The following is a 23,693-nucleotide window of genomic DNA, read 5'->3' as shown; positions in this document are numbered from 1 at the left end:
TCACCCGGAGAGCCAGGCCGTGTAGCGCTCGGTGACCCGGTCGAAGTTCTGGCCCCACCAGACGGAGTCGGACCGCACGATGCTGTCCTTGCGCTCCGGCGCGTACGCGTTGAGCTGCTGCTGGTACTGGTCGAACTTCGGCTGGATCGTCTCCTTGATCGGCAGGACCGACGCCAGCTCCGCCATCCTCGCCGACTGCTGGTCCCCGGACGCGGACGCGATGAACTTCATCGCGTTCTCCTTGTTCTTCGAGCCCTTGGGGATCACCAGGTCGTCCCAGTTCACGATCGTCTTGTCCCAGACGGGCTTGAACGGGGCGCCGGCCTTCAGCGCCTGGTAGGCGCGGGCGTTGAGCATCAGGCCCATGTCGATCTGCTTGTCGACCATCATCTGCTGCATCTGCCCGTAGGTCTTGGCGAACGTGGTGACCTTCTTGATCTGGTCGAGCTTCTTGAACGCCCGGTCCAGGTCCAGCGGGTAGAGCTTGTCCTGCGGGACGCCGTCGCCCAGCAGCGCCGCCTCCAGGAGGCCGACCGAGATCTCCGGCGGGACGACCCGCTTGCCGGGGTACTTCTTCACGTCGAAGAAGTCGGCGATGGTGGTCGGCGGGTTCGAGCCGAACTTCTCCGTGCTGTACATGAAGATCGTGCTGTAGAAGAACGCGGGCACGCCGCAGTCGTTGACCGTCCCCGGCGGGAACTTGGTCTTGTCGATGACCGAGAAGTCGAGCTTCTCCAGGTACTTGCCGCAGTACTGCGCGGTCGCCGCGGCGCTGGTGTCGACGACGTCCCAGGTCACCTTCTTGGCCTCGACCATCGTCTTCATCTTCGCCTCGTCGACCGGGCCGTCGTTGCGGAACGTGATCCCGGTCTCGGCGGTGAACGGCTTCTGCCACGCCTCCGCCTGGTAGTCCTGGAACGGCGCGCCCGTGGAGACGAACGTCAGCGATTTGCCGTCGTCGTCGCTCGCGTTGCCGATGCTGCAGGCTGCGCCCGCCAGGGTCACGGCGAGGGCGGCGGCCGCGAATCTCGCGGTCCTGCCCGTCTTGCTGATGTTGAGCCGCACGATTTCCTCCGCAGGTCGTGTACGGGCCTCGCGTGTCCTGCCCCGTCAGGCCGCCGCGACGTGCTTGGTCAGGACACGGGCGAGCGTGTCCAGCTGTGGTTCGTCGATCACCAGGGGTGGTGAGAGGACGATGGTGTCGCCGGACGCCCGGACGATCACGCCGTCGGCGCGCGCTCCCGCCTGGACTCCGGCGGCGTCGGCCGAGGGGTCCAGCTCGACGCCGAGCATCATCCCGGCGCCGCGCACCTCCAGTACGTGGTCCAGCCGTTCGAGCGGCTTCAGAGCGTCGAGCAGCTTGCGGCCGAGGGTTTCGGCACGTTCCAGAAGCCCCTCGCGCTCCAGGATTCCGATATTGGCGAGGGCCACCGCGGCGCCGACCGGGTGGCCGTTGTAGGTGAACCCGTGCAGGAACGAGGCTCCGTCGGCCAGGTCCAGCACGCGTTGGCCCGCGAGGACCGCGCCCATGGGGATATACCCGCTGGACAGGCCCTTAGCAGTGACGATGATGTCCGGTTCGACGCCGTAGCGCTCGCAGCCGAACCAGTGGCCGATCCGGCCGAACGCGGTGACGACCTCGTCCAGGACCAGCAGGATGTCGTGCCGGCGCAGCACCTCCTGCACCCGCGGCCAGTAGTCGGGCGGGGGCGGCACCATGCCGCCGACGCCGAGCACCGGCTCGCCGACGAACGCGGCGATGCGGTCCGGGCCGATGCGCTCGATGCGCTCCTCCAGCTCGGCGATCAGCTCGTCGGTGACGTCCGCGCCGCGCAGGGCGTGCGGCTTGGCGAGGAACTCGATCCCCGGCATCAGCGGGCCGTAGCCCGCGCGCAGCCGGTCGATGCCGGTGGCGGCGAGCGAGCCGCCGCCCATCCCGTGGTAACCGCCGGTGCGCGCGAGGATCACGAAGCGCTCGGGCCGCCCGGCGTGGTGGTGGGCGAGCCGCGCCAGCTTGATCGCGGTCTCGTTGCCCTCCGACCCGCCGTTGGTGAAGAAGACCCGGCGCATGGACGGCGGCGCCAGCTCCAGCAGGCGCTCGGCCAGCCGGATGGACGGCTCGTTGGAGTAGTCCCCGAATGAGGAGTAGAACTCCAGCTTCGCCATCTGCTCGGCGGCGGCCTGCGCGAGCTCCGCGCGGCCGTGGCCGACCGGGCACTGCCACAGGCCGCAGGTGCCGTCGATGTAGGGCCTGCCGTGGACGTCCCAGACCACGGCGCCCTCACCGCGGTCGAGGATCAGCGGTTCGGCGGGTGCCCCGATGACGCTGTGCGGGTGGATGATCGTCCGCGCGTCCAGCTCGGCGAGCTCCCGCCCGCCGTGCCGCGCCGTCGTGGCCTGCTGCTCGATCGCCTGCTGTTCGGTCGCCATTGGATAGTCGCCTCAGAGTTTGATCGCCACGGACTTGGACTCCAGGTAGGCCTCGATGCCCTCGCTGCCGCCCTCGCGTTCCAGACCGCTGTTCTTCATCCCGCCGAACGGCAGCTCGGGCCGGACGGGGAACGCCTCGTTCACCGCCACCACGCCGAAGTTCAGCCGGTCGACGGCCCGCCACACCCGGGCCAGCCCGTCGCCGAAGACGTAGGCGGCGAGCCCGTAGTCGGTGGCGTTGGCCCGCCGGATCGCCTCGTCGTCATCGTCGAAGGCGTAGACGGGCAGGACGGGGCCGAACGTCTCCTCCGTGCTGATCAGCATGGTGTCGTCGGCGCCGGTCAGGACGGTCGGCTCGTAGAAGGCGCCGGTGAGCGCGGGGTCGTCCGGTACCCAGCGGCGCCCGCCCGCCTCCACCTCGGCGCCGCGCTTGACCGCGTCGACGACGTGCCGCTCGACCTTGTCGAGCCCGGCGAAGTCGATCAGCGGCCCGGTGGTGGTGCCCTCGGCGGAGCCGTGCCCGAGCCGCAGCGCCGCGACCTTCTCCAGCAGCAGAGACAGGAACTCGTCGTGCACCGAGCGGTGCACGAGCAGCCGGTTGATCGCGATGCAGCTCTGCCCGGCGTTGGCGAACTTGGCCGCCGCCGCCGCGGCCGCCGCGGCGGGGAGGTCGGCGTCGTCGAACACGATGGCGGGGGAGTGGCCGCCCATCTCCAGGGAGATCCGGCGCAGGTGGTCGCGGGTGGACGCGAGCAGGCTCAGCCCCACCTCGGTGGAGCCGGTGAAGCTGACCTTGCGCAGCCTGCGGTCGGCCAGCAGCGCGCCCGCGACCTCCGCCGGACGGGTCGTGGTGAGCGACTGGAGCACCCCGCCGGGCAGCGCCCCGGCCTCGGCGATCAGCCGCACCAGCTCGGTGCCGACCAGCGGGGTCTGCTCCGCCGGCTTGACGATCACGGGGCAGCCGGCCGCGAGCGCGAGGCCGACCTTGCGGACGAGCATGCTCGCGGGGAAGTTCCACGGCGTGATCGCCAGCGCGGGGCCCACCGGGGACCGCAGCACCATCCCGGGGCCGCCGGCGGCGTCCGGTGCGACCCGGCCGTTGGCGCGGCGCGCCTCCTCTGCGGCCCATTCGAGCATCCGGGCCGAGCCCATGACCTCGCCGCGGGCCTCCCCGAGCGGCTTGCCGTTCTCGCTGGTCATCAGGGCCGCGAGCGCGTCGGCCTGGGCGCGGATCCGGGCCGCTCCGGCGCGCAGCGCGGCCGACCGCTCCTCGGCGGTCGTCCGGCGCCACGGCTCGGCCGCGGCGTCGGCGGCGCCGAGCGCGGCGAGCGCCTCCTGCGGCCCGGCGTCGGCGACCTTGGCGACGACCGTCAGCGTCGCTGGGTCGGTCACGTCGAAGGTCGCGGTTCCCGATTGCCACACGCCGTTGATGAGCAGTGTGGCGGACGGGTCTGCGGACATGTTGCGGACCTCCCTGTGCCTTCTGTTACGCCGACCGTAATCGATATCGCGCCAGTCTCTCCCCGGGTGTTGTGTTTGTCAACACCTGCCCAAGCGGAACCTGCCCGGGTCCGCGCGGTCTTACAGTGGGGGGCATGAACGCCCTACCGTCCCGCTCAGCGGACCCCGCCGCCGAGGACACCGAGCTCATCCCCATCAGGGAGTTGCTGTCGTACCGGCTGCACCGGGTCGCGAACGCGCTCTCCCGCAGCGCCGCGCTCCGCTACCGGCGGGAATTCGGCGTCAGCCTCCAGGAGTGGCGGACCATCGCGCTGCTCGGGGCGGACGAGCCGCTCACCGTCAACCGGCTGGCCCGGCTGGCCGGCCTGGACAAGGCCCAGATGAGCCGGGTCGCGACCAAGCTCGCGGCGGCCGGGCTGGTCGAGCGGGAGCCGGGTCCCGGCCGCACGACCCAGCTCACCCTGACCCGCAGCGGGCAGTCCCTCTACCGGGGCCTCATCTCCGCCGCCAACGAGCGCAACAACGCCTTCCTCGTCTGCCTGACCCCTCTTGAGCAGGAAGTTCTCGACTCCGCCCTGCGCAAGCTCGCTACCCTGGCCAAGGCTCTGGAGCGCTCGGAACGCTGATCCGGCCCCGCCGCGGAGGTCCGCCGCCGGGGCCGGGTGTTGATGTTGTCAACAGTAGGTTATATTCCTGCTGTGACGACCTGTTCGCCCTGACGACATCGACGCTCCCCCAAGGAGGCGGACGCGCATGGCCGACCGCGCCACGATCTGCGAGTGCTTCGCCCGCGACGGGCTCCAGCACGAGACCGCCCACGTCCCGACGGAGGTGAAGCTCGACCTGATCGGCTCCTTCGCCGACGCGGGTTTCGCGCGGATCGAAGCGACCAGCTACAGCCACCCCGAGCGCGTTCCGGCCTTCCGCGACGCGAGCGAGGTGCTCGCGGGGCTGCCCCGTCCCGCCGGTGTGGCCTACAAGGCGACCTGTCCGAATCCCCGAGCCGTGGAACGCGCCATCGCCGATCTGGACGCCGGGCACGGCGCCACCGAGCTCAGCCTGCTCGTGTCGGCCACCGAGTCGCACACGGAACGCAACATGCGCACCACCCGGGAACGGCAGTGGGAGCGGGTGACCGAAATGGTGCGGCTCGCCGCCGGGCGGTTCCGGCTCGTCGGCGTGATCTCCGTGGCGTTCGGCTGCCCCTTCGAGGGCGCGGTGGACCCCGGCGTGGTCGCCTCCGACGCGGCCCGGTTCGCCGACCTCGGCGTCGACATGGTCACGCTCGGCGACACCACGGGACTGGCGACCCCGACCGCCGTCAGGAACATGTTCCGCCGGATCCCGGCGGGCGGCTCCGCACCCCCGATCGTGGCGCACTTCCACAACACGCGCGGCAGCGGGCTCGCGAACTGCGTCGCCGCGCTGGAGTCCGGCTGCCGCGACTTCGACAGCTCGCTCGGCGGCGTCGGCGGGCACCCCGCGCAGATCGAGTACGGCGGCGGCATGACCGGCAACGTCTGCACCGAGGACCTGGTGAACCTGCTGGAGTCCGAGGGCGTCGCCACCGGGCTCGACCTCGACAAGGTCATGGCCGCCTCGGAGCGATGCGAGCGGGCGCTCGGACGCCCGCTGCACAGCATGGTGGCGCGGGCCGGATGGGGCCTGGTCGGCCGAGAGGTGGCCGGCGGAGAGGTGATACGGAATGTCTGAATCCGAGGTGCTGATCGTCGAGGACCACGGCGCGGTCCGGGTGCTGCGGATGAACCGTCCGGCCAAGCTCAACGCGCTGGACACCGCGCTCACCCGGGCCCTGTACGACGGCCTCCGCGCCGCCGACGCGGACGACACCGTCCGGGCCGTCGTCCTCACGGGTGCGGGACGGGGCTTCTGCTCCGGCGCCGACCTGTCGGAGTTCGCCGGTCTGACGCCCGCCGACCAGCACGCCGTCATCCGCCGCGCCGAGCTGACGACCCGCGCGCAGATGATGCTCCAGCAGCTCACCAAGCCGATCGTCTCGGTGGTGCGGGGCCCGGCCATGGGCGGCGGCGCCGGGCTCGCGATCGGCTGCGACATGATGGTCGCGGCCACGGACGTGAAGTTCGGCTATCCGGAGGTGCGGCACTCGATCGTCCCGGCGATCGTGATGACCGGGCTGCAGCGCAACCTCGGCCGCAAGCTCGCCTTCGAGCTGATCAGCACCGGACGCATCCTGGGCGCCGCCGAACTCGGCTCCCTCGGCCTCGCCAACCGGGTCACCGACCCCGCCGACGCCGAGAAGGCCGGGCTGGAGATCGCGTCCGGCTGGGCCGAGGTGAACCCGCTCGCGATGGCCGCGGCCAAGGACCTGTTCTACCGCGTCGCCGACCTGCCGTTCGCGGAGGCCATGCGGACCGGCGGCGACGTCAACACGATCATGCGGGGGTTCCGGGAGGCGGGCTCATGAGGCCCCTGGAGGGCGTCACCGTCGTGGACTTCAGCCGCGTCCTCGCCGGACCGCTCGCCACCCAGATCCTCGCCGACCTCGGCGCCGAGGTGATCAAGATCGAGCGGCCGGGCGGCGGCGACGAGTCCCGCGGCTTCGAGCCGCGGCTGCCGGGCGGCGAGAGCGCCTACTTCTTCGCCTTCAACCGGGCCAAGCGGTCGATCACGCTCGACCTGCGGGCCCCGCGCGGGCAGGAGATCGCCCGCGACCTCGCCGCCCGCGCCGACGTGCTGGTGGAGAACTTCATGCCCGGCACGATGGACAAGCACGGCCTCGGCTACGACACGCTCGCCGCGCTCAACCCGGGCCTGGTCTACATCTCCAGCACCGGGTTCGGGCAGTCCGGCCCGTACGCGGACCGGAAGGGGTACGACACCGTCTTCCAGGCGCTGTCCGGGATCATGTCGCTGACCGGCCACCCCGACACCCCGCCCGCCAAGGTCGGCATCCCCGTCTCCGACGTGACCTCGGGCCTGTGGATCGTCATCTCCGCGCTGACCGGGCTCATGGAGCGGCGCGCCAGCGGGCGCGGCGGGCACGTCGACCTGGCGATGATGGACGTCCAGGCGAGCCTGCTGGCCCTCGCCGCCGCCCGGATCTTCGCGCTCGACGAGGACCCCGGCCGCACCGGCACCGCGCACCTGGGGCGCGTCCCGTCCGAGGCGTTCCAGTGCGCGGACGGCGGCTGGCTGCACATCAGCGGCAGCGACCAGCACTGGGCCCCGCTGTGCGGCGTGCTCGGCCTGCACGAGCTGGCCGCCGACCCCGACCTCGCGGCCAACGAGGGACGGCTCGCGCAGCGCGAGCGGGTGAAGGCCGAGCTGGCCGCCGCCGTCGCCCGCCGGACCCGCGACGAGCTCGCCGAGGCGCTGCGGGCCGTCGACGTCCCGGCGGGCGAGGTGAAGTCGGCCCGCGAGGCGCTCGCCGACCCGCACATCGCCGCCCGGGGCATGATCGGCCACTTCGACCACCCCACCGAGGGCCGGTTCCCCGCCCTGCGGACCCCGCTGCGCCTGGACGAGACCGAATACCCCGAGCCGGGCGTCCCGCCGCTGCTCGGAGCCGACACCGACGCCGTGCTGACCGGGCTGCTCGGCCTGGACGAGGCCGAGCTGGCCCGGCTACGCGAAGAAGGGACCATCTAGCGGTGAGCGACGAAGACCCGGTGCTGGTGCACGAGGCCGACGGCGTCGCGCACGTCGTGCTCAACAGGCCGGAGGCGCGCAACGCGCTGAACCTCCCCATGTGCCACGGGCTGAGCGAGGCGTTCGCGCGCCTGGACGCCGACGACGGCGTCGGGGCCGTCCTGCTGCGGGCGGACGGGCCCGCGTTCTGCGCCGGGGCCGACCTCAAGGAGCGCGAGGGACGCGACGAGGCGTGGGTCCGCCGCCGCCGCCTCGCCTCGTTCGCCGCCTACGAGGCCATCGAGCGGTGCTCCAAGCCCGTGGTCGCGCTGGTGCACGGCGCGGTCGTCGGCTCGGGCGGCGAGATCGCCATGTCGTGCGACTTCGTCGTCGCCGCCGACGACACGACCTTCCGTTTCCCCGAGCCGCATTGGGGCACGGTCGGTGCCACGCAGCGGCTGCAGCGCGTCATCGGCAAGCGCCGCGCGAAGGAACTGCTGTTCACGGCCCGGACGATGCCGGTCGACGAGGCCGTCGCCGTGGGCCTGGTGGCGCGGACGGTCCCCGCCGGCGAGCTGCTGGCCACCGGCGAGCAGATCGCCGCGACGATCGCGAGCGCGCCCCGGCTGGCGATGTCGCTGACCAAGCAGGCGATCGATCTCGGCTCGGAGACCGACCTGCCCAAGGGGATCCGGATCGAGATGGCGGCGATCGAACGTTGCCTCGCGGACGGCGGCTGGCGCGGCGGCGTCGAGGACTTCGCCGCCACCATGCGCGAGAGCCGGAGCCGTGCGGCAGCGCAGGAGGGGAGCTGACCGATGGGACCGACGCGACCGACGGGACTGGACGGGGTGTGCCCGTTGACCGTCCACGAGGCGCTGCACCGGGCCGCGACCATCGCGCCGGACGTCGAGGCGGTCGTCGCCTCGCACGGCCGCATCACCTACGGCGCGCTGGACGCGGAGGTCGCCGCCGTCCGCGCCGCGCTGTCGGCGGCGGGCGTGCGGCGCGGCGACCATGTGGCCGTCTGCCTCGGCAACGGCCCGGAATGGGTCGCGCTGTTCCTGGCCATCGGGTCGCTGGGCGCGGTGACCGTCCCGATCAACACCCGGTGGCGCCCGCCGGAGATCGCGTACGCGCTGCGGCAGTCGCGGTCCTCGATGCTGTTCGTCGCCGACCGGTTCCTGAACATCGACTTCGTCGCCATGCTGCGCGAGATATGCCCCGCCGTGGACGCCGGGCTGCCGGACCCCGGCCTCCCCGACCTGCGGTCCATGGTGGTCCTCGGCTCGGAGGTCCCCGCCGCGGCACGCTCGTGGGACGACTTCAAGGCGGGCGCCACGGGCCCGGTCGAGCCGTGCGGGACGCCCGATGACGTGCTGCTGATCCAGTACACGTCCGGGACGACGTCCCACCCGAAGGGCGTGCTGCTGACCCAGCTCAACATGTGCGGCGACGCGTTCTTCTCCGGCGAGCGGCTGGGCCTGCGCGCGGGGGACCGGTTCCATAGCGCCCGGCCGTTCTTCCACGCCGCGGGCAGCACCCTGACCGTGCTGGCGTCCGTCCAGCACGCCGCCACGGTCGTGACCATGGACCGGTTCGAGGCCGGGGAGGCGCTGCGGCTGATCGAGGAGGAGCGCTGCACCCACTTCTCCGGCAACGACACCATCGCGCTCATGCTCCTGAACCACCCGGACCGTGCCAGGCGGCGGCTCGCCCTGCGGGGCGCGTGGGCGGCGGCGTCGCCCGCCGTCGTCCGGCGGATCATCGACGAGCTCGGCGCGACCGAGTGCGTCGTCGGCTACGGGCTGTCGGAGGCGTCGCCGAACGTCGCGCAGTCGGCCTGGTGGGAGCCCGAGGACGTCCGCGCCAGCGGCCGGATGCTGCCCGAACCCGGCGTCGAGGTCCGCATCCACGACCCGGAGACCGGGCGCGACCTCCCGGCCGGGGAGGTGGGCGAGATCTTCGTCCGGGGCTGGAACGTGATGCGCGGCTACTACGCCATGCCCGCCGAGACCGCGGAGGCGCTGTCCCCGGACGGCTGGCTGCGCACCGGCGACCTCGGCAGGCTCGGCGGCGACGGCCGCCTCGAGTTCGTCGGGCGGGCCAAGGAGCTGATCCGCGTCGGCGGCGAGAACGTCGCGCCCACCGAGGTCGAGGACGTCCTGCACGGCCACCCCAAGATCAAGCAGGCGGCGGTCGTCGGCGTGCCGGACGAGCGCCTGATCGAGGTGCCGTTCGCGTTCGTCGTCCTCGCGGCGGGCTGCACCGCCGAGCCGGAGGAGATCATCGCCTGGACGCGCGAGCGCCTCGCCCGCTTCAAGGTGCCGCACCACGTCCGGGTGGTCGCGGGCTTCGAGGAGTTCGGGATGACGGCCAGCTCCAAGGTGCAGAAGCGGCACCTCGCCGAGCACGCCCGGCGCCTGCTCGAATCAGTGGAGACCCGATGAACGAGGGCGCGCGGATCGAGACGCCGGTCACCCGGCTGCTGGGCTGCGATCTGCCGATCGTCCAGGCGGGCATGTCGTGGGCGTCGTCGAACTCGGCGCTGCCGCTCGCGGTGTCGAACGCGGGCGGCCTCGGGGTGGTCGCCGCCGGGCCGATGCGGCTCCCCGACCTGGACCGTGCCATCACCGAGGTCGCGGCGGGCACGGACCGCCCCTACGCGGTGAACCTGCCCCTCTACCGCAAGGGCGTGGACGAGGTCATGGACCTGCTCGCCGCCCGGCGCGTCCCGATCCTGATCGCGTCCCAGGGCGGCCCGCAACGCTACCTGCGGCGCTTCCAGGACCTCGGGACGATCTGCCTCCACGTCGTGTCCACCGAGGTGCACGCGGCCAAGGCGGTGGACGCCGGGGTCGACGGGCTCGTCGTCGTCGGGGCCGAGGCGGGCGGCCACCCGCCCCCCGGGCTCGTGTCCACGCTGGTCACGGTCAGGGCCGTGGCCCGGCGGTTCCCGGCGACGCCGATCATCGCCTCGGGCGGGTTCGCCGACGGGGCCGGGCTCGCGGCGGCGCTCTCGCTGGGCGCGGGCGCCGCGCAGTTCGGCACGAGGTTCCTCGCCAGCGCCGAGTCGACCGTCCACCCCGCCTACAAGGAGGCCGTCCTCGCCGCCGGGACCGGCGACACCCGCACCGTGGGCCGCGGCCTCGGCATGATCCGCGTCCTCGCCAACGGCTTCGCCGACCGCATGGCGGAGCTGGAGGACACCGGCACCGACCTGGAACTGCGCCGGTCCGAGTTCACCGCGTCGAGCCTGCGGGACGCGGCGGTCGGCGGCGACGTCGCGGGCGGCAAGGTCGAGATGGGCCAGTCGGCGGGCCTGGTCGACGCGATCCTCCCGGCCGCGCGGATCGTCCGGCTGCTCGTCGAGGAGTACGCCGCCGTGCTCGGCGGCCTGCCGGAAGTGCGTCCCGCCCGCGACCGTCCCGACCGTCCCGCCGCGACACCGCTCCCCGCCTGGTAGCCCGCGATCCGCCCGCCAACCTCCCGCCACCCAAGAACTCGGGGGACAGTCAGCCGACATCAAGATCTGGGAGGTCTTGAGTGACGACCAACGACAGAGCCGAGCGGGTAACGTCCGCTCCAAGAATCGGGCGAAGAGGACTTCTGGGAGGTGCCACGGTGCTGGCCGCCAGTGGCGCGGTGTTCGCCGGCGGCGGCGGGACGGCCGCCGCCGCGGGCGGATCGAACCAGCCTCCACTCAGGATCATCCCCGTTCCCGAGCAGGTCCCGGCCCGCGAGGGCAACGCGCCGGTGCCCGGCGGACACCTCTGGTACTGGGACACCGGAGGCCGCGGCACCCCGATCGTGCTGATGCACCCCGGCAGCGGCAGCGGCGAGATATGGCCGTACCAGCAGCCCTACTTCGCCAAGGCCGGATACCGCGTCATCGGCTTCTCCATGCGCGGCAAGTACAGGTCGAGCGCGCCGGACCCGGACGACCCGGGAACCGGTGCGGAGGACCTGCACACGCTCGTCCAGTTCCTCGGCCTCGACCGGTTCCACCTCGTCGGCGTGGCCTACGGCGGGGGAGTCGCGCTCGACTACGCGCTGACCCATGAGGAGCGGCTCATCAGCCTCTCGATCAGCGGCAGCCTGACCAGCGTGACCAACCCGGACTACGTCGCCATGCTGCGGCGGCTCCGGCCCACGGGCTTCGGCGACATGCCGGCGTCCTTCATCGAGCTGGGGCCGTCCTACCGGGCGCTCAACCCGGAGGGGATGCACGCCTGGGAGGAGATCCACGACCGGGCCTCCACCAGCGACGTCGGGCAGCCGTACCTCACCAGCCCCACCTGGGCCGACGTGGAGCGGCTGAGGGTGCCCACCCTGCTGCTGTGGGGAGACGGCGACCTCTACAGCCCGCCGTCCGTGCAGCGGGTCATGGCGAGCCACTTCCGCAACGTGGAGACGGTCGTCGCCGACGAGTGCGGGCACGCGCCGCACTGGGAGCGGCCTGACATCTACAACCCCGTCCTGCGCAAGTTCCTGCGCAGGCATTCGCGCTAGCGGCGCGCCAGTGCCGGGGAGCCCGATCCCGTTGCGGGCTCCCCGGTCCGCTCACCGCAACCGGGGGACGACCTCGGCGGCGAGGCGCTCCATCTGCTCCGCGTCGTCCCAGAGCGGGGTGAACAGGACCATCTCGGCGCCCGCGTCCATCACCTCGCGGACGCCCCGCGCGCATTCGCCGGCAGGGCCGAAGACGGCGACGGAGAGCAGGTCGTCGCGCGCGTAGAAGCGTTGCAGGGTCTCGGCCGCCCTCGCCTCGGCGCGGGCAGTGTCGTCGTCCACCCCGATGTAGACGCGCTTGGCGATCTGGAAACTCGCGGGGTCGCGCCCCTGCTCCGCGAGCGCCTCCCGCACGACGCGCATCTGGTCGGCGAACTGCGCGGTCGTCGCCGACCCGGCGCCGAAGAAGCCGTCGCCGTGCCGGACGGCGCGCCGCAGCGCGTTCGGATGCCGGGCGCCGAACCACAGCGGGGGATGGGGCTTCTGGAACGGCTTGGGCTCCATCGCGGCGCCGTCGAGCTGCCAGAAGCGCCCGTCGAAGGTGATGCGCGGGCGCGTCCAGCACGCCTTCATCAGCTCCACCCCCTCGGTGAACCGGGCGACGCGGCTGCCGGGATCGACGGCGAACGCCGCGAGCGCCGGGCCGGCGTTGCCGACCCCGACGCCGACGTCCACGCGGCCCAGGCTGAGCTGGTCGAGCGTGCTGAGGCTCTTGGCCAGGTGGAGGGGGCTGTGCAGCGTGCTGACGAACACCGCGCAGCCGAGCCGGATCCGTTCGGTGCACGCGGCGGCGTAGACCATGGTCTCGAGCGGGCTCGACCGGGCCGCGGTCCCGAGGACCTGCTCCTGCGTCCAGGCGCCGTCGAACCCGAGTTCCTCGGCCCGCCGCATGAAGGCGCGGAAGGCGGCCGGGTCGAACTCGCCGTCGGGAAGGTCCTGCGGAAGGGAGATCGCGAAGCGCATCTCTCCCACCCTAACGATCGTCCAGGTCCGTGACCAGGCCGGACGGCAGCCGGAGCCAGGCCTTGGCGCGGCGGATCTCCTTGCAGCTCACCCGGAGCGGCCGGTAGCCGGCGAGGGCGCCGCGGCCGCCGCGCAGCACGGCCTCGGTGTACAGGGTGTCGGAGGTGATCACGCCGAGGTCCGTCCCGGCGGCCCGGAGCGCCTCCTTGAACGCGCGCGCCTCAAGGAGCCGGAACAGGTGCATGGTGGCCGGGCTGAAGACACCGTAGGCGTCGCGCTCCACGTAGCCGTGGTGGACGGCCATGCGCAGCCGCAGCCGGGCGGCGTCGCCCGCGAACCGGTTGTGGCCGCGCAGGATGACCGCCAGGTGGTGCGCCAGCCGGTCGAGGCAGTGGACGGGGTCCACGCCGGCGGGCGCGACGATCAGGGCCCCGTCGCCGCGGTCCTCGCGGCGACAGTCCGGCCACGGCAGCCCGGCCGCGGCGAACGCGGCGCCGAGCCGCTCGTACATGTCGCGGCGGACGCGCCGCTGCGACGCGGTGTCCCGGCAGCGCCGCCCGAACCCGACGACGTCCACGGCGATCAGCGTCGTGTGCGCGCGGGGCGCGGGAAAGGGATCGGGCGCCATATCCTCCAATTGGTCGTCGGCCCAGAATTCGATCAGTTCGGCGGGTGTCAGCTCGCTGATCGGAGCGTTGCGCAGGACGCGTCCGGTGCGCGCGGCCCACGTGGTGAACAGCGACATCGCCAGCACCGCCGTGTCGGCGGTCGACCAGCAGGGTTCGGCCGGGCGGCCGTGATCGTCCGGGGGGCGCATGGGCAGCGGCAGGGGTGGAGCGGCGTCCCGCAACATGGTCGTTCTCTCCTTCGCTAGAACTGCGGGCACCACTGTGGCCGTGGGTCGCGGCGTTCCGCCCATGGGTGGGATGAGTTGGGACGCCGCTCGAAATTCTGATCTTTATCACTATTGCCCACTTTGTCCGTGTTCGCGGGGATGATGGCGGACCGGAATTCCGCTCCTGTCCGCCCGTGGCCAATGTGTACGGTTATCCCCGGGAGGGGTGGATGGAAGGCGGGGAAAATGGATCATGAAATCGTCCGATGATGACCCGGCGGTCGTTCTCGCGCGTTTCGTCGCGGAGCTCGACGACATCTGGATCAAGGCGGGGCCGCCGAGCCTCACGGAGGTGGAGGCGCTGTCGCGGAAGTTCGCCACCCCGGTGCAGGGGCGGGTGCTGCGGGTGGAGGAGCTCAAGCGGTCCACGATCCAGCGCATCCTGTCCCGGCAGGGGAAGACGCTGCCGAAATGGCCGTGGGTGGCGTCCCTGGTGACCGTGTTGCGGGTGATCGCGTCCCAGAACGGGGTCGCCCCGGACGACCTCGGCACCCTGGACGAGTGGAAGGCCAGGTACGAGGAGGCGTGGCGCCGGTTCCACGGACGTCCACGGGAGACGCCGCCCCCAACTGGGGGTTCCACCGGGGTCGAGGTCGCGGCGGTGCGCGAGGTCCTGCGTGAGGCATCGGGTGCGGCGCGGCGCGCCACGGTGGCGGCCGGAGGCCGCTCGGCGAGCGCGCCGCGGGAGGGCGAGCAGATGACGGACGAGTACGCCGGGCTGCGGGCGCTGGCCCGGCGCTTCAAGACGGCGGGCTGGTGGCACGGGTACCGGGACGTGGTGCCGGGGTGGGCGGAGCTCTACCTCGAACTGGAGCAGGCCGCACGGCTGATCCAGGCGTACGAGACCCAGTTCGTTCCCGGCCTGCTGCAGACGCGGGAGTACGCCGAGGCGGTCATCCGCCTCGCGCACGGCACGGCTCCCGAGGCGCAGATCAACCGCCGGGTCGAATTGCGAATGCTGCGGCAGAAGAGGCTGCTGGGCCCGAACGCGCCGCGTTTGTGGGCCATTCTGGACGAGACCATGCTGCGCCGCGAATACGGCGGTCCCGCCACGATGCGCGCCCAGCTGGAGCATCTGCTGGAGATGTCCTACCGGCCGAATGTCGGGATACAGGTGATGCCGCTGAGCAAAGGCGGGTACGCCGCGGCGGGCGGGCCGATCACCGCCCTGCGCTTCGCCGAGGAACGGCTGCCCGACGTGCTCTATCTGGAACGGCTCGACGGCGCCGATTACCCCACCGGCCCGGCCGACATGCTCCATTTCGGTCAGGTACTCGACCGGCTCAGCATCGAGGCCGCAACTCCGGAAGAGACCCGCGAGATGCTCCGCGATCTCTGCGCCGGCATGTGACAAATCACAAAATGGCCGTCCAGCGGGTTGCCTCCCCACCGCGGGCTTGATTTCCTGGCCGCGGAACCGATTCCCGTGAAGCCCCCCGCTTCCCCCGGGAAGGCGGCGGGGGGCGCACCGATGGAGGCTGCGATGAGTTCCGGCGACGACGCGTTCTCCTGGCGCGAGGCCGAAAAGGATCTGCTGGCGGGGATCGACGCGTCCGTGCCGCACTCCGCCCGGATCTGGAATTACTGGATGGGCGGAAAGGACAACTATCCCATCGACCAGGAGGCCGGTGAGCAGTTCGCCGCGATCTACCCGGCCATCAAGGACATGGCCCGCGTCTCCCGCTACTTCATCTCCCGCGTCGTCCGCCACCTGGCCGAAGACGAGGGAATCCGGCAGTTCCTCGACATCGGCACCGGGCTGCCGAGCCACGACAACACCCACGAGGTCGCGCAGCGCGTCGCCCCCGAATCCCGCATCGTCTACGTCGACAACGACCCGCTGGTCCTCGCCCATGCGCGGGTCCTGCTGACGAGCAACCGGGTGGAGGGCACCGACTACATCGACGCCGATCTGAACGAACCGGAAGCCATCATCGACGTCGCCCGCACGAAACTCGACTTCGACCGACCGATCGCGCTGATGCTGATGGGTGTCATGGGGCACGTCCCCATCACCGAGGACGACGAGCGCGCCCGTTCCATCATCGGCCGGCTCACGGCCGAACTGCCTCCGGGAAGCTTCCTCGCGGTGTACGACGGCACCGATACCGACCTCGCGTACGTGGAGGCCATCCGCCTTTACAACGAGGGCGGATCCGTCCCCTACCATCTGCGCAGCCCCGGGCTGATCAGCCGTTTCCTCGACGGGCTCGAACCGGTCGACCCGGGTGTCGTGCAGATTCACCGGTGGCGTCCCGAGCACAATCCGCTCGCCCCTTCGGCGGTCGTGGACGCCTGGGGCGGGGTGGGCAAGAAGACCGCGTGACGGCATCGGGTGCCGGCGGGAAACGCCGGCACCCGAAGCACGATCGACGGTCAGCGGTTGTAGGGAGTGAGCCGGTCCCAGAAATCGCAGTGGTGCTGGCGCCCGATCTCGCGGGTCAGCTCACTGTCGCCGGCCGGGGCCAGGGACATCACGTCTGGGGCGCGGCTGGTGAACTTCGGCCAGAAGGGCGCGCCCTTCACGGTCGGGTTCCCGGTGCGGGCGAAGCCCGTCCACTGGGCTGTGATCTGCGCGCCGAACGCCTTCTGGTTGGGGGACAGGTTCGCGCCCGGACGGGGCGACAGGAACTGGTTCAGCAGGACGTGGAACGCGCCGTTCGGCTTGGTCTGGTCGAGGAAGCTCGCGGGCGGGGCGTCGGAGTTGTCGGACTGGTAGGCGTACACGGTCATGTGGCGCGACATCCGCCGGTGGTTGAGCAGGGACGGGCAGACCGAGTTGGAGTCGGCGACGATCGTCCGGTAGGCGATGAACGCCGACGGCTCGGGGAAGCGGTCGAGCGGGTAACGGGCGAACACGTGGGGGGCGTAGCGCCCGTACTGCTCGCGCACCATCCGCTGGTAGTCGGCGGGCGTGTTGGCGGAGGCCAGCTGCGTCTCGTCGCGGTCCACGCCGTGGATGAGCGTGACGTCGTTGACGCGTCCGGTGGCGAACGCCTTCGCCGGCGACATGGTGAGGGTCTTGCCGTCGACGATCGGCGCGATCGTCCCCTGGTCGGGGCCCATGCCGTTGCCGGACTTGTCGAGCAGCGTCTGCACCGGCACCCGGCGGAGGCAGGCTGCGGTGTCGGCGGCGTCGCCGCAGCCGACGGCCGCCGCGAAACGGTCACCGGTCCGGTGCGCCTGTTCCGCGGTGGGCAGCTCGGACTTGCAGTCCTGCGGCTGCCAGGAAGTGTTGGTGCCGAGCAGCGAGTTGTATTCGCCGCTCTGCGAGATCCCCTTGTGGAACAGCCCCTTCGCGGTGGGGGAAACGGTGTTGGCGCAGACGCTCGACCCGCCCGCGGACGCACCGTAAATGGTCACGTTGCCCGGATCGCCGCCGAATCTCGCGATGTTCCGCTGCACCCAGCGCAGCGCGGCCTGCTGGTCCTGGAACGCGTAGTTGCCCGAGTTGCGGCCGAGGTCGCGGTGCGCCATGAACCCGAAGATCCCCAGCCGGTAGTGCACCTCCACCGAGACGACGTTCCCGGACCGGACGAGATGGCTCCCGTCGGCGGGCGTCCCGAACCTGAAGCCGCCGCCGTGGATCTGGACCATGACCGGCAGCCGCTTGGCACCGGCGTTCTCCGGCGCCCGGACGTTCAGGTTCAGGCAGTCCTCGTTGGTCGACCCGGCGCCGAGACCGTCCGCCTGCGGGCAGTTGGTACCGCGCTCGGTGGCCGGGAACGTCGAGGTCCAGGCGGGGGCGGGCGCGGGCGGCGCCCAGCGCAGCTCGCCGACCGGCGGGGCGGCGTACCGGATCCCGAGCCAGGACGCGACCCCGCCGGAGACCGTTCCGCACACGGGTCCCTTGTCGGTCTGGACGGTGGTGCCCGGCGCGCATTCGGCCGCTTCGGCATGTGTCGTGGACTGCGGGGAGGTGCGGGCCTGGGACGCGGGGGCGGTGAACATCATCGCCGCCGCGGCGGCCGCGGCGATCGCGGGCCATCGGAGTTTCTTCGGCTCCATGCCGACCTTCTCTCTCGCGCGGGGGGAATGGACGGCGCCGCCAGCGAAAGAGAGGGCGCCGTGTTCGCGGGAAGTCGGCCACGCCACCGGAAAACGGAAATGCACCGGACGCTCTCTGTCCGGGCAGGATGGCGTGACGAGCGGGGACGTGTCTGACACTAGGGACCGGCGACGGCAGCAGCGCCTTTACTTCTGCCGGATGGTGTGCGCGCGCACAATGATCACGAGTTGATCGAAGATTAAATTGGTGTTTCGGAGCCGGATAGAGTCCGGTGCCGCCGCGGTCGGTCAGCGGCCGCGTGGGAGCGGTGACCGGCGGGGGCCGGTCGGTGAGCGGTCGGATCCCTGCGACGGGCGGTCGTTCGGCCCCGAAATTTCTCTCCCGTCACACGCTCACCCGATAGGTCACGACAATCCACGCAAATCCCACGGTTCATCGCGCGTTCCCGACCGCTCGCCGCAGCCGCCCCCGATGCTCGACGCGCCCGCCCGGCGGTTCGCCGCAGCCGCTCCCCGGCCCTCCTGACCAGGTCACGTGACCATGTGATGCTCCGCCCGACGGCGTCGAAGATCGGCCGAAGGGATGCGGGATGAGATCAAGACGGCGTGCCACCAGATCAGCCGGACCGGCCGGAACGGTCAGGCCGGCCGGAGCGGGCCGGGTCCGGAAGCTGTCGCTCGGTGCGGCGGTCGTGGTGCTGGCCGGTGCGGCGGCCGCCCCCGGAGCCGGCGCCGCCGGCGCGGGCGCGGGAGCGGCCGCGGGCGAGAAGTGCGAGTTCACCGTCCAGAGGGACGTCCCGACCACCATGCGGGACGGCACCGTCCTGCGCTCCAACGTGTTCACCCCTAAGGGGAAGGAGAGCGTCCCGGTCATCCTGATACGGCTGCCCTACAACAAGGACCGCGCGGAGAACATCTTCTACGCCGACCCCGACTTCTACGCCGCCTCGTGCTACATGGTCGTCTCGCAGGACGTCCGCGGGCAGTACAAGTCGGACGGCACCTTCTACCCCTACCGGGACGAGGCCACCGACGGCTACGACACCATCGAGTGGGCGGCGCGGCTGCCGCACTCGAACGGCAAGGTCGGCATGTACGGGTTCTCCTACCCGGGGCTGACGCAGTGGCTCCCGGCGACCCTCCGCCCGCCGCACCTGGTCACCATCGTCCCGGCGTTCACCTCGGCCGACGTCTACGACGGGTGGACGTACGAGGGCGGCGCGATGTACCAGTCGTTCACCCAGGACTGGCCGCTGTTCTCCCTGGCCAACAGCGCGGTCGACCGCCTCCCCGACGGCGCGAGGCTGAGCGCGGAGATGAGCCAGGCGTCCCGCGACCTGTTCAGGAAATGGTACTGGTCGCTGCCGCTGAAGAAGTGGCCGCCGCTGTACCCCGAGGACGAGCGCGTCGCCCCGTACTACTACGACTGGGTCAAGCACCCCAGCAACGACGCCTACTGGAAGCGCTGGAGCATCCGCGACCGGCACTCGCAGATCACCGTCCCGGCGCTCAACTACGGAGGCTGGTACGACATCTTCCTCGACGGGACGATCGAGAACTTCGCCGGGATGCGCGCCAAGGGCGGGTCCCGGACGGCCCGCGAGGGCGCGAAGATGCTCATCGGCCCGTGGACGCACGGCAGCTCCGGCCGCCGGACGGGCGCGATCGACTGGGGACCGGAGGCGATCGTCTCGATCGAGGAGGTCCAGCTCCGCTGGTTCGACTACTGGCTCAAGGGCAAGCGCAACGGCGTGGACCGGGACCCCGCCGTGAAGGTCTTCGTGATGGGCGCGAACAAGTGGCGGACGGCGGACGCCTGGCCCATCCCCGGCACCGACTACACCACGTACTACCTGCACAGCAACGGTGACGCGAACACGCTGACCGGCGGCGGCACGCTCACCACCGCCCGCCCCGCGAAGGAGGCGGCCGACCGCTACCGGTACGACCCGGAGAACCCGGTGCCGAGCTTCGGCGGCCGGTTCCAGAGCTCCGTGCCCGGCGGGCCCCAGGACCAGCGGGTCATCGAGCAGCGGCGCGACGTCCTCGTCTACAGCACCCCGCCGCTGCAGAAGGACACCGAGGTCACCGGCCCGATCTCGGTGACGCTGTACGCGTCGTCCTCGGCGCGCGACACCGACTGGACGGCGAAGCTCACCGACGTCCACCCGGACGGCACCTCGATGATCGTCCGGAACGGGATCCAGCGGGCCCGGTACCGGGTGTCGCTGGAGCGGCCGTCGCTGATCCGTCCCGGGAAGGTCTACAAGTACACGATCAAGCTGTGGCCGACCAGCAACCTGTTCAAGGCGGGCCACCGCATCCGGCTGGAGGTGTCCAGCAGCAACTTCCCGATGTTCGACCGCAACCCGAACACCGGCCGGACGTTCGGCACCGACACCAGGACGAAGGTCGCCGACCAGACGATCTACCACGACGCCGAGCACCCGTCCTCGATCACCCTCCCGATCATGCCGCGCCCGGTCGGCTGACCGTCCGGCGCAAGATTCACGTTAGAACTATTCCTCTGGATAGTACTTAGGGTCCGAACGATCCGGCCGTCCCGCGCGTCCCCGGACCTGCCGACCGGCAGCCGCCCGGGGGCGCGCGGGACGCCCGCCTCACCCGACCGCAGCGCCTCCCGGCACTCTCGGCGCTGCCTCACATCGCGTAACTGCATGTCATCAAGCCGCCGCGGCCCGCACTCCGTGACCCGCCCCAGGGCCGCGGTGCCGAATCCTCACCGGGGCGGGGTTCGGCGCCCTCGGATCGGGAAGACCTGCATCACCTCATTGACGGATGCTTCCGAAAGAAATACTTTCTTCAGAAAGTAAGCATATGGGCAGCCGGGAGGCCCGTCATGGTGACCTATCAATACCGCTGCGCGCGCTGCGGCCCCTTCGACGTCGCGCTGCCGATGGGCGGGGCACGCCCCGAGCAGCGCTGTGACCAGTGCGACGGCACCGCCCGCCGCGTGTTCACGGCCCCGTCGCTCACCCGTCCCGGCGCCCCGCTCACGCGGGCGCTGGACGCACAGGAGGCCAGCCGGTACGAGCCGCAGGTGGTGAAGGCGGCGCCTCCGCCGGAGCGCCGTCCCGCACCGCCGTCCGACCCGCGCCACGCGCTGCTACCACGGCCCTAGGGGGATCTCATGGCAAGCGTGGGCCTGCTCTACGTCGGCGCGGTGCTCTTCGTCAACGCGGTGATGCTGCTCGGACGCGTCGACCCGAAGGCGGCGGGCGTCCTGAACCTGTTCGTGGGCGCGATGCAGGTCGTGTTCCCGACGATCCTGCTGATCCAGGCGGGCACCGACACCGCGGCGATCAGCTTCGCGGCCGGCATCTACCTGTTCGGCTTCACCTACCTCTACGTCGGCATCGGCAACCTCGCCGGCATCGACTCCACCGGCGTCGGCTGGTTCTCGCTGTTCGTGTCCGTCTCGGCGATCGTCTTCGCGGCCGTGAACTTCTTCGACGTCAAGGACTACCCGTTCGGGGTCATCTGGCTCTCGTGGTCCTTCCTGTGGTTCCTGTTCTTCCTCCTCCTCGGGCTCAAGCGGGCGGAGCTGAACGACTACACCGCATGGGTGACCCTCGCCAACGCGCTGGGGACGACGACGCTCCCCGCGTTCCTGCTGCTGACCGACAACTACTCCAGCGCGGGCAAGTACGCCGTGATCTGGGCGGTCGGCACCGTCGTCATCGTCGTCGGCCTGTGGCCGCTGACCCGGCGCGGAAGCACGGGCGCAGGCGGGGGCGCGCCCGCCGGACCCGCCGAACCCGCCGCCAGAACCTGACCGCCGACCGCACTTCACCAAGTTCAAACGCACCAACTCTGGGAGGGCACTCATGCCAGAAGTCGTTTTCAGCGTCGACCAGGCCCGGTCGATGCGCGACCAGAACGTTCCCGGCCACAACCGGTGGCACCCGGACATCCCCGCGGCGGCGACCGTCCGTCCCGGGGCGGAGTTCCGGGTGGAATGCCGGGAGTGGACGGACGGCCAGATCGGCAACAACGACTCCGCGAACGACGTCCGCGACGTCGACCTGCAGCCGTGCCACATGCTGAGCGGGCCCATCGCCGTCGAGGGCGCCGAGCCCGGGGACCTGCTCGTGGTCGACATCCTCGACCTCGGTCCCGTCCCGCAGGAGACCGGGCCGAAACCCGGGCAGGGCTGGGGCTACACGGGCATCTTCGCCAAGCAGAACGGCGGCGGCTTCCTGACCGACTACTACCCGGACGCCTACAAGGCGATCTGGGACTTCCACGGCCAGCAGGCCACGTCCCGGCACATCCCCGGGGTCAGGTTCACCGGCATCACGCACCCCGGCCTGTTCGGGACGGCGCCGTCCGCCGAGCTGCTGGCCAAGTGGAACGCCCGCGAGCAGGCGCTCATCGACACCGACCCGACGCGCGTGCCGCCGCTCGCGCTGCCGCCGCTGGAGCCCGGGACGCTCGCCGGCCCGCTCACCGGCGACGCGCTGGCCAAGGTCGCCGCCGAGGGCGCCCGCACCGTCCCGCCGCGCGAGAACGGCGGCAACCACGACATCAAGAACTTCACCCGCGGCGCCCGCGTGTTCTACCCGGTGCACGTGGCCGGAGGCCTGCTGTCCGGCGGCGACCTGCACTTCAGCCAGGGCGACGGGGAGATCACCTTCTGCGGCGCCATCGAGATGGGCGGCTTCATCGACTTCCACGTCGACCTCATCAAGGGCGGCATGGAGAAGTACGGCGTGACCACCAACCCGATCTTCATGCCCGGCAACGTGGAGCCGCGCTACTCCGAGTTCGTGTCGTTCATCGGCATCTCCGTCGACCACGACACCAACACCAACTACTACAACGACGCGACGATCGCGTACCGGAACGCGTGCCTGAACGCCATCGAGTACCTCAAGACGTTCGGCTACAGCGGCGAGCAGGCCTACCTCCTGCTCGGCGCCGCGCCGATCGAGGGACGCGTCAGCGGCGTGGTCGACATCCCGAACGCCTGCTGCTCGCTCTACCTGCCGACGGAGATCTTCGACTTCGACATCCGTCCGACGGCCGACGGCCCGCGCCGCGCCGACCGCGGCCAGTGCGCCGTCTCGTCCTGACACCGGAACCGCAGCGCGGCCCGCGACGGCCGCCGCTGCGCTGACCGCCCGTGGCGGCCCGGCCACACTCGCCCCGCAGGCGACCGGGCCGCCACGGCGCGTCGCTCCGGAGTCCGCCGCTGGACGAGCGCCGCGAGCGAAGGGCAGGATCGGCCCATGCCGCCCATCCCGCCGCCCATGCCCGATGAGCCAGACCTGCAGACCGACCGCCCGCATTCGGCACGCGTCTACAACTACATCGTCGGCGGCACGGTGAACTACGCCGCCGACCGCGAGACGGCGGCGAAGGCGCTGGAGGGCTGGCCCGGGCTGCGCACGTCGATGCTCGCCAACCGCGCCTGCATGCGGCGGATGGCCCGCCACTTCGCGCGCCTCGGCATCCGCCAGTTCCTCGACGTCGGCTCCGGCATCCCGGCCTCGCCGAACCTGCACGAGGTCGTCCAGGAGACGGCGCCTGATGCGCGCGTCCTGTACGTCGACAACGACCCGGTCGTCCTCGCCCACGCGCGTGCCCTGCTGACGAGCACCCCCGAGGGGCGCACCGCCTACGTCGAGGCCGACATGCGTTCCCCGGGCACGCTGTTCGCCGATCCCGTCCTCCACGAGACCCTCGACCTCGCCCGCCCGGTGGCCCTCACCGTGATCGCGATGCTCCAGTTCGTGGAGGACGCCCAGACCTTGGTGGACGCCCTCGTCGCGCCGCTCGCCCCCGGCAGCCT

At 71.5% G+C, this 23,693-nt stretch carries 21 protein-coding genes; 15 read left to right on the top strand and 6 right to left on the bottom strand.

Annotated elements, in window-relative coordinates:
• From E1264_RS08865 to E1264_RS08855, 3 genes are read right to left on the bottom strand one after another with little or no spacing between them, the layout of a single operon-like run.
• Positions 1–1,065, bottom strand: coding sequence for an ABC transporter substrate-binding protein (locus tag E1264_RS08865; RefSeq protein WP_165964078.1), 1,065 nt, complete (start codon positions 1,063–1,065; stop codon positions 1–3).
• Between the two features lie 45 nt (positions 1,066–1,110).
• Entirely contained in the window at positions 1,111–2,430 is a 1,320-nt protein-coding gene (locus tag E1264_RS08860; protein ID WP_132171489.1) for an aspartate aminotransferase family protein, read from the bottom strand.
• Positions 2,431–2,442: 12 nt separating this feature from the next.
• Positions 2,443–3,891, bottom strand: a complete 1,449-nt coding sequence (locus tag E1264_RS08855) for an NAD-dependent succinate-semialdehyde dehydrogenase (protein WP_132171487.1) — start codon at positions 3,889–3,891, stop codon at positions 2,443–2,445.
• A 134-nt stretch (positions 3,892–4,025) separates the two neighbouring features.
• On the opposite strand from E1264_RS08855, the gene E1264_RS08850 reads away from it, so the two are divergent.
• From E1264_RS08850 to E1264_RS08815, 8 genes are all read left to right on the top strand, one after another.
• A complete protein-coding gene (locus E1264_RS08850; RefSeq protein WP_132171485.1) occupies positions 4,026–4,517 on the top strand; it encodes a MarR family transcriptional regulator in 492 nt (163 codons plus the stop codon).
• A 127-nt stretch (positions 4,518–4,644) separates the two neighbouring features.
• Positions 4,645–5,604 (top strand): hydroxymethylglutaryl-CoA lyase, encoded by a 960-nt coding sequence (locus tag E1264_RS08845; protein WP_132171483.1) that lies wholly within the window; start codon positions 4,645–4,647, stop codon positions 5,602–5,604.
• Positions 5,597–6,337 carry an enoyl-CoA hydratase/isomerase family protein gene (locus tag E1264_RS08840; protein ID WP_132171481.1) on the top strand — a complete coding sequence of 247 codons (741 nt, stop codon included), beginning with the start codon at positions 5,597–5,599 and terminating at the stop codon, positions 6,335–6,337. Before E1264_RS08845 ends, E1264_RS08840 begins: the two co-directional genes overlap by 8 nt.
• Positions 6,334–7,521, top strand: coding sequence for a CoA transferase (locus E1264_RS08835; RefSeq protein WP_132171479.1), 1,188 nt, complete (start codon positions 6,334–6,336; stop codon positions 7,519–7,521). Before E1264_RS08840 ends, E1264_RS08835 begins: the two co-directional genes overlap by 4 nt.
• A gap of 2 nt (positions 7,522–7,523) precedes the next feature.
• The gene (locus E1264_RS08830) at positions 7,524–8,315 is read left to right on the top strand and encodes an enoyl-CoA hydratase/isomerase family protein (RefSeq protein WP_132171477.1); all 792 of its coding nucleotides are present in this window, start codon (positions 7,524–7,526) and stop codon (positions 8,313–8,315) included.
• A gap of 3 nt (positions 8,316–8,318) precedes the next feature.
• Positions 8,319–9,950 carry an AMP-binding protein gene (locus E1264_RS08825; RefSeq protein ID WP_132171475.1) on the top strand — a complete coding sequence of 544 codons (1,632 nt, stop codon included), beginning with the start codon at positions 8,319–8,321 and terminating at the stop codon, positions 9,948–9,950.
• Positions 9,947–10,966, top strand: coding sequence for a nitronate monooxygenase family protein (locus E1264_RS08820; protein ID WP_132171473.1), 1,020 nt, complete (start codon positions 9,947–9,949; stop codon positions 10,964–10,966). The genes E1264_RS08825 and E1264_RS08820 overlap by 4 nt, the downstream gene beginning before the upstream one ends.
• Positions 10,967–11,124: 158 nt before the next feature.
• Positions 11,125–12,012, top strand: coding sequence for an alpha/beta hydrolase (locus tag E1264_RS08815; protein WP_207935799.1), 888 nt, complete (start codon positions 11,125–11,127; stop codon positions 12,010–12,012).
• Positions 12,013–12,063: 51 nt separating this feature from the next.
• On the opposite strand, the gene E1264_RS08810 is transcribed toward E1264_RS08815, so the two are convergent.
• Both E1264_RS08810 and E1264_RS08805 read right to left on the bottom strand, forming a co-directional pair.
• A complete protein-coding gene (locus E1264_RS08810; protein ID WP_132171519.1) occupies positions 12,064–12,975 on the bottom strand; it encodes an LLM class flavin-dependent oxidoreductase in 912 nt (303 codons plus the stop codon).
• 10 nt (positions 12,976–12,985) lie between these two features.
• On the bottom strand, positions 12,986–13,828 hold the full coding sequence (locus E1264_RS08805) for a hypothetical protein (protein ID WP_132171472.1): 843 nt from the start codon (positions 13,826–13,828) through the stop codon (positions 12,986–12,988).
• A 235-nt stretch (positions 13,829–14,063) separates the two neighbouring features.
• On the opposite strand from E1264_RS08805, the gene E1264_RS08800 reads away from it, so the two are divergent.
• Positions 14,064–15,221, top strand: a complete 1,158-nt coding sequence (locus E1264_RS08800) for a DUF5753 domain-containing protein (RefSeq protein WP_132171470.1) — start codon at positions 14,064–14,066, stop codon at positions 15,219–15,221.
• A gap of 132 nt (positions 15,222–15,353) precedes the next feature.
• Positions 15,354–16,196, top strand: coding sequence for an SAM-dependent methyltransferase (locus tag E1264_RS08795; protein WP_132171468.1), 843 nt, complete (start codon positions 15,354–15,356; stop codon positions 16,194–16,196).
• Between the two features lie 50 nt (positions 16,197–16,246).
• Here the strand turns inward: E1264_RS08795 and E1264_RS08790 are convergent, their stop codons facing one another.
• Positions 16,247–17,878, bottom strand: coding sequence for a carboxylesterase family protein (locus E1264_RS08790; RefSeq protein WP_132171466.1), 1,632 nt, complete (start codon positions 17,876–17,878; stop codon positions 16,247–16,249).
• 590 nt (positions 17,879–18,468) lie between these two features.
• Here E1264_RS08790 and E1264_RS08780 point away from each other — a divergent pair.
• From E1264_RS08780 to E1264_RS08760, 5 genes are all read left to right on the top strand, one after another.
• The gene (locus E1264_RS08780; RefSeq protein WP_165964077.1) at positions 18,469–20,370 is read left to right on the top strand and encodes a CocE/NonD family hydrolase; all 1,902 of its coding nucleotides are present in this window, start codon (positions 18,469–18,471) and stop codon (positions 20,368–20,370) included.
• A gap of 368 nt (positions 20,371–20,738) precedes the next feature.
• Complete coding sequence (locus tag E1264_RS08775) at positions 20,739–21,020, top strand: zinc ribbon domain-containing protein (protein ID WP_132171460.1); 282 nt, start codon at positions 20,739–20,741, stop codon at positions 21,018–21,020.
• Between the two features lie 9 nt (positions 21,021–21,029).
• Positions 21,030–21,674, top strand: coding sequence for an AmiS/UreI family transporter (locus E1264_RS08770; RefSeq protein ID WP_132171458.1), 645 nt, complete (start codon positions 21,030–21,032; stop codon positions 21,672–21,674).
• 52 nt (positions 21,675–21,726) lie between these two features.
• The gene (gene fmdA / locus E1264_RS08765) at positions 21,727–22,974 is read left to right on the top strand and encodes a formamidase (protein ID WP_132171456.1); all 1,248 of its coding nucleotides are present in this window, start codon (positions 21,727–21,729) and stop codon (positions 22,972–22,974) included.
• Positions 22,975–23,151: 177 nt separating this feature from the next.
• Positions 23,152–23,693, top strand: a 542-nt coding sequence (locus tag E1264_RS08760) for an SAM-dependent methyltransferase (protein WP_207935797.1), incomplete at its 3' end; no start/stop codon positions are given.

This window comes from Actinomadura sp. KC216, assembly GCF_004348535.1.
Lineage (GTDB): Bacteria > Actinomycetota > Actinomycetes > Streptosporangiales > Streptosporangiaceae > Spirillospora.
This window is presented reverse-complemented; position numbering and strand designations above follow the sequence as displayed.

Bases quoted from the DNA above. Each gene is read 5' to 3' on its own strand.
- E1264_RS08860 (WP_132171489.1), bottom strand. From the start codon at position 2,430: ATGGCGACCGAACAGCAGGCGATCGAGCAGCAGGCCACGACGGCGCGG.
- E1264_RS08855 (WP_132171487.1), bottom strand. From the start codon at position 3,891: ATGTCCGCAGACCCGTCCGCCACACTGCTCATCAACGGCGTGTGGCAA.
- E1264_RS08850 (WP_132171485.1), top strand. From the start codon at position 4,026: ATGAACGCCCTACCGTCCCGCTCAGCGGACCCCGCCGCCGAGGACACC.
- E1264_RS08845 (WP_132171483.1), top strand. From the start codon at position 4,645: ATGGCCGACCGCGCCACGATCTGCGAGTGCTTCGCCCGCGACGGGCTC.
- E1264_RS08840 (WP_132171481.1), top strand. From the start codon at position 5,597: ATGTCTGAATCCGAGGTGCTGATCGTCGAGGACCACGGCGCGGTCCGG.
- E1264_RS08835 (WP_132171479.1), top strand. From the start codon at position 6,334: ATGAGGCCCCTGGAGGGCGTCACCGTCGTGGACTTCAGCCGCGTCCTC.
- E1264_RS08825 (WP_132171475.1), top strand. From the start codon at position 8,319: ATGGGACCGACGCGACCGACGGGACTGGACGGGGTGTGCCCGTTGACC.
- E1264_RS08820 (WP_132171473.1), top strand. From the start codon at position 9,947: ATGAACGAGGGCGCGCGGATCGAGACGCCGGTCACCCGGCTGCTGGGC.
- E1264_RS08810 (WP_132171519.1), bottom strand. From the start codon at position 12,975: ATGCGCTTCGCGATCTCCCTTCCGCAGGACCTTCCCGACGGCGAGTTC.
- E1264_RS08805 (WP_132171472.1), bottom strand. From the start codon at position 13,828: ATGTTGCGGGACGCCGCTCCACCCCTGCCGCTGCCCATGCGCCCCCCG.
- E1264_RS08800 (WP_132171470.1), top strand. From the start codon at position 14,064: ATGAAATCGTCCGATGATGACCCGGCGGTCGTTCTCGCGCGTTTCGTC.
- E1264_RS08795 (WP_132171468.1), top strand. From the start codon at position 15,354: ATGAGTTCCGGCGACGACGCGTTCTCCTGGCGCGAGGCCGAAAAGGAT.
- E1264_RS08790 (WP_132171466.1), bottom strand. From the start codon at position 17,878: ATGGAGCCGAAGAAACTCCGATGGCCCGCGATCGCCGCGGCCGCCGCG.
- E1264_RS08780 (WP_165964077.1), top strand. From the start codon at position 18,469: ATGAGATCAAGACGGCGTGCCACCAGATCAGCCGGACCGGCCGGAACG.
- E1264_RS08775 (WP_132171460.1), top strand. From the start codon at position 20,739: ATGGTGACCTATCAATACCGCTGCGCGCGCTGCGGCCCCTTCGACGTC.
- E1264_RS08770 (WP_132171458.1), top strand. From the start codon at position 21,030: ATGGCAAGCGTGGGCCTGCTCTACGTCGGCGCGGTGCTCTTCGTCAAC.
- fmdA (WP_132171456.1), top strand. From the start codon at position 21,727: ATGCCAGAAGTCGTTTTCAGCGTCGACCAGGCCCGGTCGATGCGCGAC.